Annotated in this window: 11 protein-coding genes; 4 read left to right on the top strand and 7 right to left on the bottom strand. The window is 69.4% G+C overall.

All coding sequences use genetic code 11. The features are described from left to right. Window positions 1-340 precede the first annotated feature (340 nt). The 3 genes from ACFYRH_RS29890 to ACFYRH_RS29880 form a co-directional block, all read right to left on the bottom strand. Window positions 341-1,921, bottom strand: coding sequence for an ABC-F family ATP-binding cassette domain-containing protein (locus ACFYRH_RS29890; RefSeq protein ID WP_387782300.1), 1,581 nt, complete (start codon window positions 1,919-1,921; stop codon window positions 341-343). A gap of 148 nt (window positions 1,922-2,069) precedes the next feature. Then, a complete protein-coding gene (locus tag ACFYRH_RS29885; protein ID WP_387782298.1) occupies window positions 2,070-2,276 on the bottom strand; it encodes a DUF6343 family protein in 207 nt (68 codons plus the stop codon). 28 nt (window positions 2,277-2,304) lie between these two features. Beyond that, entirely contained in the window at window positions 2,305-2,976 is a 672-nt protein-coding gene (locus tag ACFYRH_RS29880) for a FadR/GntR family transcriptional regulator (protein WP_387782296.1), read from the bottom strand. A 489-nt stretch (window positions 2,977-3,465) separates the two neighbouring features. On the opposite strand from ACFYRH_RS29880, the gene ACFYRH_RS29875 reads away from it, so the two are divergent. Genes ACFYRH_RS29875 through ACFYRH_RS29865 form a run of 3 tightly spaced genes read left to right on the top strand, consistent with a single transcriptional unit; the run spans window position 3,466 to window position 8,191 of the window. Then, the gene (locus ACFYRH_RS29875; RefSeq protein ID WP_387782294.1) at window positions 3,466-7,263 is read left to right on the top strand and encodes a multifunctional oxoglutarate decarboxylase/oxoglutarate dehydrogenase thiamine pyrophosphate-binding subunit/dihydrolipoyllysine-residue succinyltransferase subunit; all 3,798 of its coding nucleotides are present in this window, start codon (window positions 3,466-3,468) and stop codon (window positions 7,261-7,263) included. A gap of 1 nt (window position 7,264) precedes the next feature. Next, window positions 7,265-7,441 (top strand): DUF6104 family protein, encoded by a 177-nt coding sequence (locus ACFYRH_RS29870; protein ID WP_350274116.1) that lies wholly within the window; start codon window positions 7,265-7,267, stop codon window positions 7,439-7,441. 24 nt (window positions 7,442-7,465) lie between these two features. Beyond that, window positions 7,466-8,191: an AAA family ATPase gene (locus tag ACFYRH_RS29865; RefSeq protein ID WP_387782292.1), complete on the top strand. Its 726-nt coding sequence runs from the start codon at window positions 7,466-7,468 to the stop codon at window positions 8,189-8,191. Here the strand turns inward: ACFYRH_RS29865 and ACFYRH_RS29860 are convergent. Continuing rightward, complete coding sequence (locus ACFYRH_RS29860; protein WP_387782290.1) at window positions 8,188-8,538, bottom strand: ArsR/SmtB family transcription factor; 351 nt, start codon at window positions 8,536-8,538, stop codon at window positions 8,188-8,190. The two genes, ACFYRH_RS29865 and ACFYRH_RS29860, sit on opposite strands and share 4 nt — an antisense overlap. A 114-nt stretch (window positions 8,539-8,652) precedes the next feature. Between ACFYRH_RS29860 and ACFYRH_RS29855 the strand changes: the two genes are divergently transcribed. Further along, window positions 8,653-9,888, top strand: coding sequence for a sodium:proton exchanger (locus ACFYRH_RS29855; RefSeq protein ID WP_387782288.1), 1,236 nt, complete (start codon window positions 8,653-8,655; stop codon window positions 9,886-9,888). Between the two features lie 390 nt (window positions 9,889-10,278). Here the strand turns inward: ACFYRH_RS29855 and ACFYRH_RS29850 are convergent, their stop codons facing one another. The 3 genes from ACFYRH_RS29850 to ACFYRH_RS29840 all read right to left on the bottom strand — a co-directional run bounded on the left by ACFYRH_RS29850 (window position 10,279) and on the right by ACFYRH_RS29840 (window position 12,192). Next, window positions 10,279-10,575, bottom strand: coding sequence for a WhiB family transcriptional regulator (locus ACFYRH_RS29850; RefSeq protein ID WP_387782286.1), 297 nt, complete (start codon window positions 10,573-10,575; stop codon window positions 10,279-10,281). Window positions 10,576-10,719: 144 nt separating this feature from the next. Continuing rightward, entirely contained in the window at window positions 10,720-11,223 is a 504-nt protein-coding gene (locus ACFYRH_RS29845; RefSeq protein WP_387782284.1) for a GNAT family N-acetyltransferase, read from the bottom strand. Further along, entirely contained in the window at window positions 11,224-12,192 is a 969-nt protein-coding gene (locus tag ACFYRH_RS29840; RefSeq protein WP_387782282.1) for a zinc-binding dehydrogenase, read from the bottom strand. Window positions 12,193-12,400: the final 208 nt, after the last annotated feature.

Raw genomic sequence — 12,400 nt, 5'->3', positions numbered from 1 at the left:
GTGAGGGGTGCTGGCCCGAGGGGTTATCCCCTCGCGCGTCGGCTGTGAGGGGTGCTGGCCCGAGGGGTTATCCCCTCGCGCGTCGGCTGTGAGGGGTGCTGGCCCGAGGGGTTATCCCCTCGCGCGTCGGCTGTGAGGGGGTGCTGGACACGGTGGGCATCTGACTCTGGCGACTCGGTCGGAGGTGATGCGTCTGCAGGTCGACAGGTAGTGCACCCGCGGGACGCCGTACGCACCGCTCGAGTCACGCTCGACCGCACTACCCCGGGGCACGACACCTGCTGTCGAGCTGCAGGCCCCGTCACCCTGAGGGGTGACGGGGCCTGAAGGACGGACTGGACTACAGCGGGTCGATGTCGGTGAGGCTTTCCGGAGTCAGCTCGAGCCAGCGAGTGATGCCGATCTCGCGGAGGAACGGTACGTCGTGACTCGCGATGATCAGCGCGCCGTTGTACGAGGCGAGCGCGTCCTTCAATTGGGCGACGCTGGCCAGGTCGAGGTTGTTGGTGGGCTCGTCCAGCATCAGCAACTGCGGTGGAGGCTCGGCCAGCAGCAGCGCCGCGAGCGTTGCCCGGAAGCGTTCACCACCGGACAGCGTGTGCACCAGCTGATCCGCGGCCCGCCCACGGAACAGGAACCGCGCCAGCCGCGCCCGCCGCTCCTGGTTCTCCGTGCTCGGCGCGAGCAGCGCCAGGTTGTCGACCACCGACAGGTCGTCCCGCAGCAGGTCGAGCCGCTGTGGCAGGTACCGGAACGGCACCAGCGGCGACTCCCCCGTCACGATCGACTGCAGCAGCGTCGTCTTGCCGGCGCCGTTCGGCCCGGTCAGCGCGATCCGCTCGGGACCCCTGATCTCCAGGTCGACGTGTGCCCCGGTCCGCAGTTCGTGATCCTCCAGCCGCAGCACCACACGACCGGCGGGTACGGCGGTCTTCGGCAGGTCGACCCGGATGGCATCGTCGTCGTGGACCTTCTCCTCCGCGTCGGCCAGCGCCTCCTGTGCCGACTCGAGCCGCTCCGACTGCATCCCGAGGTGCTTACCGGCCGACACCTGCGCCGACCGCTTCAGCCCGCCCGCGATGATCTTCGGGATCCCGCCCTGCTCGAACGCCCGCTGCCCGCGGGCCCGGCGCTGGTCCATCTTCATCCGCGCCTCGACCAGGTCCCGCTTCTGCTTGCGGACGTCCGCCTCCGCCGACCGCAGCATCCGCTCGGCCGCCTCCTGCTCGACCGCGACGGCCTCCTCGTACGCCGTCAGGTTGCCGCCGTACCAGGTGACCTCGCCCTTGCGCAGGTCCCCGATCTGGTCGACCCGATCGAGCAACTCCCGGTCGTGCGACACGATCAGCAACGCGCCACGGAACTGGTCGACGGCGTCGTACAGGTGCCGTCGCGCCCGCAGGTCGAGGTTGTTGGTCGGCTCGTCGAGCAGCAGTACGTCGGGACGCCGCAGCAGCTCGGCCGCGAGTCCGAGCAGGATCGTCTCGCCGCCGGACAGTTCACCGACGTTGCGGTCGAGACCGATCGCGCCCAGACCGAGTTTGCCGAGCAGGGCCTCGGCGCGTTCGTCGACGTCCCAGTCGTCGCCGACGATGCCGAAGTTCTCCTCGGAGGCGTCACCCGACTCGATCGCGACAACGGCCCGGCGTACCGCGTCGATGCCGAGGGCCTGGTCGACCCGCAGCGTGGTGTCGAGGGTCAGGTCCTGCGGCAGGTACCCGAGCTCGCCACTGACCCGGATCGCCCCGCGCTGCGGAGCGAGCCGGCCGGCGATCAGCTTGAGCAGCGTGGACTTACCCGCGCCGTTGCGGCCGACCAGGCCGGAACGCACCGGGCCGGCGACGAACGTCAGGCCGTCGAACAGCACCTCGCCGTCGGGCCAGGCGAAGAAGAGATCGGTACAGGACAGGGAAAAGCTCATGAGTTGTCACTCCAACTGAGGTCTCGGACGAGACCGCGCACCGCAACGGTGGCGATCGATCGATGAAGGCGAGAGCCTCAGTTCGACAACTCGAACCCCTGACGCCGGGAATGTGACAGCGCAAGCTTACGGACCCCGCAGAGCCTGATCAACCGTTTTCCGATCGTTTGCGCCGGGCAACGACCACCAGATCGACCAGAGCCACGACGGCACACAGCCCGAAGACGATCACCCATCCGGTGGGCAAGTCGTACCCGACCGCGAGCGCCGTACTCACGGCGAACAACACCACCCCGAACGCGGACAGCACGATTCGCAGCGTCAGCGCACTACGCGGCGGAGGCGGTTCGTACATACCTCCTCTGTACTCCCAGGAGGTGGGTCTAGGAAGCCTTGCGGAGCCAGGTCTCGACGCCGGCGATGTGAGCGGTCATCCAGGCGCGGGCCGCCTCGGCGTCGCCGCTCTCGATCGCGTCCAGGATCGCGGCGTGCTCGGCGAGGGTGCGCTCGACGGCCCCGGCCTGGGTGACGCCGCGCCAGATCCGGGCCCGTTGGGTCGCCCCGGAGACACCGTCGAGCAGCGAGCAGACGACCTGGTTACCGGTCGCCTCGGCGATGCCGCGATGGAACCGCAGGTCGTTCGCGACCAGTTCCTCGACCGAGGCGTCCGGCGCCAGGTCGCTGGTCAGCAGCCGCAGCTCGGTGACCCGTTCCCGGGTGATCCGCGTCGCCGCCAGCGCCGCGACGCCGGGCTCGAGCAGCCGCCGTACCTCGAAGAACTGCAGGACCGAGTCGTCGCGGTGCAGGTCGACCATGAAGCTCAGCGCGTCCAGCAGGTGCCCCGAGTCGAGGCTGGTGACGTACGTACCGTCGCCGTGCCGGACGTCGAGCACGTTCACCAGCGTGAGCGCCTTGACCGCTTCCCGCAGCGAGTTCCGCGACAGTCCCAGCCGGGCGGCGAGGTCTGCCTCCTTCGGCAGCCGATCCCCCGGCCCCAGTTCCCCCGAGGTGATCATCTCCTTGATCTTGACGATCGCCTCATCCGTCAGTGCCATCTCGTCAGTATGCCCGCCGAACGGACCGTGGACGCGGTGCTCGGTGTACCGGGACCGATGAAGGCCAATCATGCCCGAGTGGACTGATTTGTAGCGTGACGTTGACCACACACTTGTTCGATGGTGATCGTCACAAGGAGCGAGCGCGCAGCTGCATACAGTGCACATCCACGCTCACCGGGGCCCTCCGTGAGGACCAGCTGAGAACGCCGGAAGTCCACCACAGTAAGGCGTCCCGTAGCCGTGGCCGCCGCTGTCTCGTTGATCCGGCGGTGAGAGCCGGGCCTGTGGGCTGAAACACCTTTGTGGGCAGTGTTTCAGGCGCCGGCGGATCCGGCCGCCGGGGCCCGACCACTCGACACACTGGTCCGATGGTCCCGAGCTGTGGAAGTGGTCCGCGTGCTATTAGCCTTTGCTTGGGACACCACCCATAACATCAGGATTAGCACCCGCGGTACCGGACCGAAATCGGAAGAGGCGAACTGCCCAGTGGCCACCGAGCCATCAGACACAAATCCCCTAGCAGCCTTCGGTGCGAACGAATGGCTGGTCGACGAGCTGTACGAGAAGTACCTGCAGGACCCGAAGTCGGTGGATCCCGCGTGGTTGGACTTCTTCAAGACGTACAAGCCAGGTGACGCGACGCCGGTGAACACCACCCCGGCCGACGCTCCCCGGCCGGACGCGGTGTCCGACAACAAGACGCCCGAGGCGCCGAGCCGCGGTACGACGCCGTCCGCGCCCGCCGCGAGCGCTCCCGCCGCGGCCCAGGCCGCGCAGGCCCAGGCCTCCACGCCGGCTCCCGCGAAGGCCGCCGTACCCGCCACGCAGGCTCCCGCCGCGAAGGCGGCCGCTCCGACCGGAGGAACGGTGAACCAGCCGCCCAGCGCCCAGCCCAAGCCCGCGCCGGCAGCGGCCGCGGACGCCGAGCGGCAGATCCTCCGCGGCGCCCCGGCCCGGACCGCTCAGAACATGGAGACCAGCCTCACGGTCCCCACGGCGACGAGCGTCCGCGCGGTCCCGGTGAAGCTGCTGATCGACAACCGGATCGTCATCAACAACCACCTGAAGCGCGCCCGTGGCGGCAAGGTGTCCTTCACCCACCTGATCGGCTGGGCGCTGGTCAAGGCACTGAAGACGCTGCCGGACATGAACGCGTCGTACGACGAGACCGACGGCAAGCCGACCCTGGTCCACCCGGCGCACATCAACCTCGGCCTGGCCATCGACATGCAGAAGCCGGACGGCACCCGGCAGCTGCTGGTGCCGTCCATCAAGAGCGCCGAGGAGATGACCTTCGCCGACTTCTGGATGGCCTACGAGGACATCGTCCGCCGGGCCCGCGACAACAAGCTCGCGCTGCCGGACTTCCAGGGCACCACGATCAGCCTCACCAACCCGGGCACGATCGGCACCCAGCACTCGGTGCCGCGGCTGATGACCGGCCAGGGCTGCATCATCGGCGTCGGCGCGATGGACTACCCGCCGGAGTACCAGGGTGCGGCCGAGGAGACGATGGCCAAGCTCGCGGTCAGCAAGGTGATGACGCTGACCTCGACGTACGACCACCGGATCATCCAGGGCGCCCAGTCGGGCGAGTTCCTGCGCCGGATCCACCAGCTGCTGCTCGGCCAGGAGGGTTTCTACGACGAGATCTTCCAGAGCCTGCGGATCCCCTACGAGCCGATCCGCTGGGCCGCCGACCTCCCGCACAGCCACGAGGAGGACATCAGCAAGCAGGCCCGGATCCTGGAGCTGATCCACGCCTTCCGGGTGCGCGGCCACATCATGGCCGACACCGACCCGCTGGAGTACAAGCAGCGCAGTCACCCGGACCTGGACGTCGCCACCCACGGCCTGACGCTGTGGGACCTGGACCGCGAGTTCGCCACCGGGTCGTTCGGCGGCAGCGACCGGCGGTTCATGAAGCTCCGCGAGATCCTCGGCATCCTGCGCGACTCGTACTGCCGGACCACCGGTATCGAGTACATGCACATCCAGGACCCCGAGCAGCGCAAGTGGATCCAGGAGCGGGTCGAGCGCCCGCACACCAAGCCGCCCCGCGAGGAGCAGCTGCGGATCCTGGCCAAGCTGAACGAGGCCGAGGCCTTCGAGACCTTCCTGCAGACCAAGTACGTCGGTCAGCGCCGGTTCTCGCTGGAGGGCGCGGAGACCACCATCCCGCTGCTCGACGAGCTCTGCGAGGAGGCGGCCGGCGCCGGTCTCGACGAGGTCGCGATCGGGATGGCGCACCGCGGCCGGCTGAACGTGCTGGCGAACATCGTCGGCAAGTCCTACGGCCAGATCTTCCGCGAGTTCGAGGGCAACATCGACCCGCGGACCGTACAGGGCTCCGGTGACGTCAAGTACCACCTGGGCGCCGAGGGCGAGTTCGTCTCCGAGTTCGGCGACAAGATCAAGGTCTCGGTGGCGGCGAACCCGTCGCACCTGGAGACCGTCGACCCGGTGCTCGAGGGCATCGTCCGCGCCAAGCAGGACATCCTGGACCGCGGCGCCGCCTTCCCGGTGCTGCCGGTGCTGGTGCACGGTGACGCGGCGTTCGCCGGCCAGGGCGTGGTCGCGGAGACGCTGAACCTGTCCCAGCTGCGCGGCTACCGCACCGGCGGCACGATCCACGTGATCGTGAACAACCAGGTCGGCTTCACCACCTCGCCGGCCTCGTCCCGCTCGTCGATGTACTCCACCGACGTCGCGCGGATGGTGCAGGCGCCGATCTTCCACGTGAACGGCGACGACCCCGAGGCGTGCATCCGGGTCGCGGACCTGGCCTTCGAGTACCGCCAGGCGTTCAACAAGGACGTCGTCATCGACCTGGTCTGCTACCGCCGCCGCGGTCACAACGAGGGCGACGACCCGTCATTCACCCAGCCGCTGATGTACGACCTGATCGAGCAGAAGCGGTCGGTCCGCAAGCTCTACACCGAGGCCCTGATCGGTCGTGGCGACATCACGATCGAAGAGGCCGAGCAGGCCATGCAGGACTTCCAGCAGCGCCTCGAGCGGGTGTTCGCGGAGGTCCGGGAGGCGAAGAACGAGCCCGACACCCCGCCGCCGTACGTCACGGCTCCGGAGTACCCGAACAAGCCCGAGGGGCCGGACGCGACCGCGATCAGCCGCGAGGCACTGAAGAAGATCGCCGACGCGTACACCACGCTGCCGGAGGGCTTCACCGTGCACCCGAAGGTGCAGCCGCAGCTGCAGCGCCGGGCGCACGCGATCACCGAGGGCCCGCTGGACTGGGCCAGCGCGGAGATCACCGCGTTCGGCTCGCTGCTGCTCGACGGGCGGCCGGTCCGCCTCGCCGGCCAGGACAGCCGCCGCGGCACGTTCGTCCAGCGGTTCGCCGCGGTCATCGACCGGGTGAACGGCCAGGACTACGTCCCGCTGCAGCACCTCGACGAGGAGAACCAGGGCAACTTCTACGTCTACGACTCGCTGCTCAGCGAGTACGCCGCACTCGGCTTCGAGTACGGGTACTCCGTGGCGCGGCCGGAGGCGCTGACCCTGTGGGAGGCGCAGTTCGGCGACTTCGTGAACGGCGCCCAGTCGGTCATCGACGAGTACATCTCGTCCGGTGAGGCGAAGTGGGGCCAGAAGTCCGGTGTCGTGCTGCTGCTGCCGCACGGCTACGAGGGTCAGGGCCCGGACCACACCTCGGCCCGGATCGAGCGGTTCCTGCAGCTCTGCGCCGAGGACGCGATGACCGTCGCGCAGCCGTCGACGCCGGCGTCGTACTTCCACCTGCTGCGCCGCCACACGCTCGGCGAGGAGCACGTCCCGATGATCGTCTTCACGCCGAAGCAGCTGCTGCGGCGCAAGGAGGCGGTGTCGCAGCCGGAGGAGCTGACCCACGGCACCTTCCGGCCGGTCATCAACGACCCGGAGGCCGAGGCGAACCCGGGCGCCGTCGAGCGGGTGATCCTGGCTTCCGGCCGGATCGTGTACGACCTGCTCGCGGAGCGGAAGAAGGTCGAGCCGGACAAGATCAGCACCGCGATCCTCCGGGTCGAGCAGCTCTACCCGCTGCCCGCCGACGAGATCGTCGCCGAGCTGGCGAAGTACCCGAACGCGACCGAGATCCGGTGGGTCCAGGACGAGCCCGCGAACCAGGGCCCGTGGCCGTTCATGGCACTGAACCTGACCGAGCACCTGGGCGGCAAGCCGTTCTACCGGGTGTCCCGGCCCGCCATGTCCGCCCCGGCGGTCGGCTCGCACGGTGTCCACGGCACCGAGCAGGCGACGCTGCTGAAGCAGGCGTTCAGCTGACGTGTACTTCACCGACCGCGGGATCGAGGAGCTCGAGAAGCGACGCGGCGAGGAGGAAGTCTCCCTCGCCTTCGTCGCCGACCGGCTCCGCGAGTTCGTCGACCTGAACCCGGAGTTCGAGACGCCCATCGAGCGCTTCGCCACCTGGCTCGCCCGCCTGGACGACGAGGACGACTAGGCCGATACGCACTAGCCTGGGTGAATGCCCTTCGCCGATCAGCCCGTACGACGGGTTGCCGCGGCGGAGGGCATTCGTCTGTCCGGACACTGGCCACACACGATTCCCGCCGTCCGCCAACTCCTGACCGACGGGCTGGATCTCGACCCGGGCGTGACGTTCCTGGTCGGTGAGAACGGCGCCGGGAAGTCCACGCTGGTCGAGGCGATCGCCGTCGCCTTCGGCCTGTCCCCCGAAGGCGGCTCCACCGGCGCCCGGCTCACCACCCGCGCCACCGAGTCCTCCCTGGCCGACGACCTGCAACTGACCCGCGGGGTCGGCGGCAAGCGCTCCGGCTTCTTCCTCCGCGCCGAAACCATGCACGGCTTCTACACCTATCTGGAGCAGAACCCTCGCCCTTCCGGCCCTGCGGACGCGGCCTTCCACGAGATGAGCCACGGCGAGAGCTTCCTCACCCTCATCAGCGACCGCTTCACCCGCCGGGGCTTCTACTGCCTCGACGAACCCGAGTCAGCCCTCTCCTTCTCCAGCAGCCTCGCCGTGGTCGGCGTGATGAACCAACTCGCCGAATCCGGCTCCCAGGTCCTCTGCGCCACCCACTCCCCCGTGATCGCAGCCCTCCCCGGCGCCACCATCCTCGAGGTCGGCGACTGGGGAATCCGGCGCACCACCTGGGACAACCTGGAACTCGTCCAGAACTGGAAGGCCTACCTGCAGGCACCCGAGCGCTACCTGCGCCACGTGCTCTAGTCGGTGTGCGGCGGTCTGGTACGTCGTGGCGGGTCCGGGGCCAGGGAGCCGTCGGGGGCGATGTGTTCGAAGATCTGGTCGACGAGGTTGAGGACGTGGGGGTCGTCGACGGTGTAGATGTGGCGGCGGCCCTCGCGGCGGGCGGTGATGATGCCGGCGAGCCGGAGCTTGCCGAGGTGCTGGCTCGCGGTCGCGATACTCACGCCGACACGGTCCGCCAGGGTGCCGACGTCGTACTCCCCCTGCGCGGCCAGCGACACCAGGTGCAGCCGGACCGGAGCGGAGAGCATGGCGAAGGTGCCCGCGGCGGATTCGAGCTGCGCCTTCGTCGGTTCAGGGTTGGTCATCGCGCAGTCATTGTGACCGGTGGACCGGCCTCCGGACAGCGCGCCGGGCCGTGGTGACCACGGTCTCACACTTTCGCAATTGCGAAAGTATCAAAACGGTGACAGGCTGGAACCATGTTCCGAGCGCTCCGCCCCGTCGTACTGCTGCTCCTGGTGGCGATCCCCGCGGTCGTCCTCCGGTTGACCGGCACCCACCCCCCGGCGCTGGCGTCGATCCTGATCTTCGGCCTCGCCGTGGTCGCCGCGTCGTTCGTGCTGGCGTGGGCGGCGGAGGCCGCGGAGATGGACATCTCGGGTGGTCTGGCGATCGCGCTGCTGGCGGTCATCGCCGTCCTGCCGGAGTACGCGGTCGACCTGTACTTCGCGCACACCGCGGGCTCGAATCCCGACTACGTCCAGTACGCCGCCGCGAACATGACCGGCTCGAACCGGCTGCTCCTCGGCCTCGGCTGGTCCAGCGTCGTCCTGATCAGCCTGTACGTCGCCTCGCGGCGCAGCGGGCGTTCGGTGAAGTCCCTGGTGCTCGAGTCCGGGTACCGGCGCGAGCTCGGCTTCCTCGCGGTCGCCGGCGTGGTCGCGTTCGTGATCCCGGTCACCGGCCAGATCCACCTGGTGCTGGGCATCCTGCTGCTCGCGTTCTTCGCGTTCTACCTGTACCGGGCCGCCACGTCGGAGCACGACGAGGAGCCCGATCTGATCGGGCCCGCGGCAACCATCGGCGGACTGCCGAAGGTCGCCCGCCGGATCACCGTGACCGCCATGTTCCTGGTCTCGGCCGGTGTCATCCTGGCGGCCGCGGAGCCATTCGCGGACTCCCTCGTCGCCGGCGGCCGGTCGCTCGGAATCGATCAGTTCCTGCTCGTGCAGTGGCTGGCGCCGCTGGCGTCCGAGGCGCCGGAGTTCATCGTCGCGATCCTGTTCGCCTGGCGGGGCAAGGGCGCGGCCGCGCTCGGCCTGCTGATCTCCGCCAAGGTGAACCAGTGGACCCTGCTGATCGGCAGCCTGCCGATCGCGTACGGGATCGGTGGCGGCGGCGCCGCGCTGCACCTGGACGGGCGGCAGGTCGAGGAGTTCCTGCTGACCGCCACCCAGACGCTGCTGGGGATCGCGATCCTGCTGAACCTGCGCTTCCCCCGCTGGGCGGCGTGGACGCTGCTGGGGCTGTTCGCGGTGCAGTTCGCGGTGCCGGGCCAGACCGGGCGCTACGTGATCAGCGTGATCTACCTGGCGTTGGCGATCGGCGCGGCAATCCACAACCGCAAGCAGCTGATCCCCACACTCACGGCCCCGTTCCGGCGTACCCCACAACCCACCACCGCAGCACGCGAAGACGACCTCATCAAGCTCTAACCACCCCCACTCCCCGCACCCCCGCTGCGCCCACTCCCCCGCCGGCAAGTTCACCAGCACCTCGGCCTCGACGGCTCCCTCCACCCCACCGCACCCCGACCGCCACACCCGCAGCCGCGTCAATCGGCCGGACGAGCCGCTGACGCCGCGCGGACGACGCCGCCGGCGAGGAGCAGACGAGGCGCCGGCGGTTGCGGCGTGATCGACGCGTTTGAGGGGCCGACCCCTGAACTGGTGGGCTCGCACACTGCATGCGGGGCGCTAACCCACCGTTTGAGGGGTCAGCCCCTCAAACGGGCCCGGGGCGGCGGGTGCCGTAGCGGACGCGCCGACGGGGCGGGTGCCGTCGTGGGCGCGCCGGGCGGGCTGGGGCGCGGGCTGTGGGTGGGGTCAGCTGGCTTGCTGTTCCTCGATGACGGGGCGGGTACGGCGTTCCTGCGGGCCGGGGCGGCCGCGGCGGCGGCCGGAGAGGAACTTCTCCCCTGCCGCGGTCCCGGTGAACTTCGTCCGCCGGGCCCACTCCCGGCACTCGTCGATCACCGGGCAGGAGGTCAGGCACACGGCCTGAGCCTTCCGCTGTTCCCACTGGCTCGCCGTCTCGTCGTACGACGGCGCGTGTCCGACACACGCGGCCTTCGTCATCCAGCGGTCGGCCGGGTCAACGATCACCGTCAAAGTAGGCCTCATGGGCTCTGCGCTCCTCATCGATCGGGCGGATCGGTGAGTACAGCGTGCCTCGGCCCCGTTGCCTCAGTGCGACACCAATGTTTCAGCCATGAAACGTCACTGCGGACGGGTGTCACATCGGTGCCGGTGACACCAGCGTGGGCACTAGCTGCGAACGAGCCGGATCTCCCAGAGGCCGAAGTACGGGTCGTGCTTGCGGACGCCGTCCGGCGCGAACCCGTGGCGACGGTAGAACGCCAGCGCCCGCTCGTTGTCCTCGAAGACCCAGAGGAACGCCGGCTGCTTGCCGACGGCAACGTCGAACAGGCGGGTCCCCAGGCCGGTCTTCCAGAACGTCTGCCGGGTGTAGATCGCCTCGAGCTCGAATGGGACCGGCGAGTCCTCGTCCCGTCCCGGTCCGGTGCCGATGAACCCGGCGACGCGCTCCTCGACGGGTGCCGCCGGGTCCGGGTTCAGCGCGATCCAGCGTTGCCGGCCGTCCGCGAGGTTGGTCCGCCAACGATGGATCCGGCGTTCGATGTCGGACGTCCGCTCGACCAGCAGATCCGTCGGCACCAGACCGGCGTACGCCTCTCGCCAGCACAACAAGTGACACCACGCCCCGGCCTCGGCGTCCTCGACGGTGGCCGGCCTGATCTCTGGTTGCACTCAGACAGTAAAGACGATCTTGCCGAAGACGTCGCCTGCGTTCATCTTCTCGAAACCGGTCCGGGCGTCGGCGAGGGGCAGGACCGAGTCGATGTGCGGGGAGATGCCGGCGTTCGCCATGAACTGCACCAGTTCGGCGAGCTCGTTGCGGGTGCCCATCGTGGAGCCCTGGACGCGGAGCTGCAGGAAGAAGATCCGGTTCAGTTCGGCGGACTTCGGCGCCTGGCCGCTGGTCGCGCCGGAGATCACCAGCGTGCCGCCCTGCTTGAGCGACTTCAGCGAGTGCGACCACGTTGCCTGGCCGACCGTCTCCATCACGGCGTCGACCCGCTCCGGCAGCCGTGCGCCGGACTCGAACGCGTCGTGCGCGCCGATCTCCAGCGCCTTCGCGCGCTTGGCCTCGTCGCGGCTGGTCGCCCACACGCGGATGCCCGCGGCCCGTGCGAGCGTGATCAGCGCGGTCGCCACGCCACCACCGGCGCCTTGCACGAGCACGGTGTCGCCCGGCTTCAGCCCCGACTGCGTGAACAGCATCCGGTACGCCGTCAACCACGCCGTCGGCAAGCACGCAGCCTGCTCGAACGACATCCCAGCCGGCTTCGGTACGACGTTCCGCGCCGGCACCGCCACCTTCTGCGCCAGCGTGCCCTGGTACCGCTCGCTGAGCAGCGAGCGCTTCGGGTCGAGCGTCTCGTCGCCCTTCCACGCCGGGTCCGAGATCACGGCGTGTACGACGACCTCGTTCCCGTCCGGGTCGACGCCGGCCGCGTCACACCCGAGGATCATCGGCAGACTCTGCTCCGCCAGCCCGACGCCCTTCAACGACCACAGGTCGTGATGGTTGAGCGCAGTCGCCCGTACGTCGATCGTCACCCATCCCTCAGGCACGGCCGGTTCCGGCCGCTCCCCCACCTCGAGCGCGGCGATCGGGTTCTCGGCGTCGAACTTGGCAGCATAGGCAGCAAGCATGCAAGCCACCTTAGGCCCCACACCCCGACCCATCAGTAACCGAGATCACCGCGCGCCCCGCCGCCCGCCGTGTCAGGGGCGCGCGTCAGCCGGAGCGGGCGCGCGGCTCAGGCGCCACCGGACCGGGCAAGGCCGGAGCGCCCGCCCGCGCGGGACGAAGCTGGAGCGCCGCAGGGCGGGACGAGGCTCAGGCGCCCGCTGGGCGGGA

This window comes from Kribbella sp. NPDC004875 (genome assembly GCF_042873375.1).
Classification (GTDB): Bacteria; Actinomycetota; Actinomycetes; order Propionibacteriales; family Kribbellaceae; genus Kribbella.
This window is presented reverse-complemented; position numbering and strand designations above follow the sequence as displayed.

Excerpts from the sequence above, each read along its gene's own strand:
- ACFYRH_RS29890 (WP_387782300.1), bottom strand. The coding sequence starts at position 1,921 with ATGAGCTTTTCCCTGTCCTGTACCGATCTCTTCTTCGCCTGGCCCGAC.
- ACFYRH_RS29885 (WP_387782298.1), bottom strand. The coding sequence starts at position 2,276 with ATGTACGAACCGCCTCCGCCGCGTAGTGCGCTGACGCTGCGAATCGTG.
- ACFYRH_RS29880 (WP_387782296.1), bottom strand. The coding sequence starts at position 2,976 with ATGGCACTGACGGATGAGGCGATCGTCAAGATCAAGGAGATGATCACC.
- ACFYRH_RS29865 (WP_387782292.1), top strand. The coding sequence starts at position 7,466 with ATGCCCTTCGCCGATCAGCCCGTACGACGGGTTGCCGCGGCGGAGGGC.
- ACFYRH_RS29860 (WP_387782290.1), bottom strand. The coding sequence starts at position 8,538 with ATGACCAACCCTGAACCGACGAAGGCGCAGCTCGAATCCGCCGCGGGC.
- ACFYRH_RS29855 (WP_387782288.1), top strand. The coding sequence starts at position 8,653 with ATGTTCCGAGCGCTCCGCCCCGTCGTACTGCTGCTCCTGGTGGCGATC.
- ACFYRH_RS29850 (WP_387782286.1), bottom strand. The coding sequence starts at position 10,575 with ATGAGGCCTACTTTGACGGTGATCGTTGACCCGGCCGACCGCTGGATG.
- ACFYRH_RS29840 (WP_387782282.1), bottom strand. The coding sequence starts at position 12,192 with ATGCTTGCTGCCTATGCTGCCAAGTTCGACGCCGAGAACCCGATCGCC.